Source organism: Protofrankia sp. Cr1 (assembly GCF_963555865.1).
In the GTDB taxonomy this organism is placed as follows: domain Bacteria; phylum Actinomycetota; class Actinomycetes; order Frankiales; family Frankiaceae; genus Protofrankia.
Genome location: NZ_CAUVXO010000468.1, coordinates 2332 through 4025 on the forward strand (window position 1 = coordinate 2332; position 1694 = coordinate 4025).

Sequence of the window (1694 nt, forward strand, 5' to 3'; positions counted from 1 at the left end):
GGACGGCCACGTTCGGGAAGGCCCACAGTGTAGGCGGCCGGAGCGTGTTCCGGCACGGCCGGGCGCACCGGGCGCACCGGGCGCACCCGCTCGTAGGGTGCCCCGATCGCTGGGCGTCGGTCGGGTTCGCCCTTGTTCGGCCACAGCGAGATCGCGCGTTCGGCCTGCGCCACGATCGTCAGTGACGGATTGACCCCCAGATTGGCCGCGACCGCCGCACCGTCCACCACATGCAGGCCGTCATATCCGAAGATTCGCTGGTAGGGATCAATGACCCCGCTGGCCGGGGAATCTCCGATCGGGGCGCCACCGAGGATGTGTGCGGTCAGCGGAATGTCGAAAACCTCCGTCAGCGTGCCACCGGGAAACCCGCCGATACGCCTGGCGATACGCCTGGTCGCGTCGTTGCCGGCCGGAATCCAGCTTGGGTTCGGCTCACCGTGACCCTGCCTGCTGGTGAGTCTGGCGCGGCCGAACAGACCCCGCCGTCGGGTGACCGTGAGCGAATTGTCCCGCGATTGCATGACCAGTGAAATCATGGCACGTTCCGACCACCGCCACGGCATCGGCGCCGAAAGCAGCGACAACGGATGCCGCAGCGCTGCCCGTACAAACATGACCCATCGCGGCATCCGATGATCGCCGTCGGTCATGAGAGTAGCCAGCAAGGCCATCGCGTTACTACCCCGGCCGTAACGGACCGGCTCGATATGGGTGTCCGGGGCCGGGTAGAACGAGGACGTGATCGCGACCCCGCGGGTGATCCGGCTGTCCGGCCGGAATCTGGTGGCTCCGATGATTGATTCTGAATTCGTGCGGGTAAGCTCGCCGACCCGGGGCGACAGCGCCGGCAGCACGCCGGTATCCCGCATGGTGAGCAGGAGCCGAACAGTGCCGAGGACTCCACCCGCGAACACCACCTGGCCCGCATGCCACGTCCGCCGGTCCCGACGGACCCAGGATCCCGTGCGGACCGTACTGACCTCGTACCCGCCGGCCGGCAACGGACGGACAGCTTCGACCTGAGTGTCGGGAACAACCTGGACGCCGAGCTTCTCAGCCAGGTAGAGATAATTGTAGTCAAGGGTGTTCTTGGCGTTCCAGCGACAGCCGGTCATGCATTCACCACATTCACGACAGCCGGTGCGGGTGGGCCCGACGCCACCGAAGTAGGGATCCGCGACCTCGACCCCAGGCTCCTTGCCGCCGGCCCGGCCGAAAAAAACGCCCACATCCGCCAGGCGGAACGTATGGCCGACGCCCATTTCCTCGGCAACGGCCCGATATACCTCGTCGGTATGGGTGACCGTCGGGTTGGACACCACCCCGAGCATTCGTTCAGCCTGGTCGTAGTATGGCGCAAGCTCGTGGCACCAATCGGTGATATGACCCCATTGGCGGTCGGTGTAGAAGGCTGCGAGCGGGCGGTACAGCGTGTTCGCGTATACCACTGATCCACCCCCGACGGCTGCTCCTGAAAGAACCAGGACGCGGCCGAGCATGGTAATTTTCTGAAATCCGTGACAACCTAGTCGAGGTGCCCACAGATAGCGGCGGATGTTCCAGTTGGTGCGCGGGAGAGAATCCGGATTGAATCGCCGGCCAGCCTCCAGAACAATGACGCGGTAGCCCTTTTCCGCGAGCCGGAGAGCCGCGACGCTCCCACCGAAGCCGGAGCCGATGACAATCACGTC

General features: G+C 65.2%; 1 protein-coding gene. It reads right to left on the bottom strand.

Going from position 1 to position 1694, the window contains the following annotated elements:
- A partial coding sequence (locus U9980_RS23855; RefSeq protein WP_322769984.1) for a GMC family oxidoreductase occupies positions 1 to 1694 on the bottom strand: 1694 nt, incomplete at both ends.